This is a genomic window from Salinimicrobium oceani (genome assembly GCF_012037645.1).
In genome coordinates, this window is the sequence record NZ_JAAVJR010000751.1 from 1 (window position 1) to 424 (window position 424).

A 424-nucleotide genomic window follows, 5' to 3' on the forward strand; every position below is an offset into this window, starting at 1 on the left:
TTTGAAGGTGCTGCCGAATTACTTGAGGGAAGGAATTATGACGTGATCATTGCGAACATTAACCGAAATATCCTTCTTGAAGACATTCCTGCCTACAATAAGAGTTTGAACAGCGGGGGAGAATTGTATTTGAGCGGATTCTATTCCAAGGATATTCCTGCGATTAGGAAGGAATGCGAAAAACAGGGGCTGGAATCCAGTGATTATATCGAGCGGGAAGATTGGGTAGCTTTAAGATTTACTAAAAATTGAATTGGTAAGAAATTCTTATATTTAACCCTTGTTTTTATTACGAAATTGTCTGAATATGAGTACCAAAGAAGAAGTTCTTGAGAAGAAGGAAGTAAAAAGCAAAGAGTCTAAATTACATGAGATCGTTCTTTACAACGATGACTATAATACTTTTGATCATGTCATTGAAACT

The 424-nt window shown here is 36.1% G+C and carries 2 protein-coding genes; both read left to right on the forward strand.

Annotated elements, in window-relative coordinates:
• Positions 1–252, forward strand: a 252-nt coding sequence (locus HC175_RS19225) for a 50S ribosomal protein L11 methyltransferase (RefSeq protein WP_209310112.1), incomplete at its 5' end; no start/stop codon positions are given.
• Between the two features lie 55 nt (positions 253–307).
• Positions 308–424, forward strand: a 117-nt coding sequence (locus HC175_RS19230) for an ATP-dependent Clp protease adaptor ClpS (RefSeq protein ID WP_168139759.1), incomplete at its 3' end; no start/stop codon positions are given.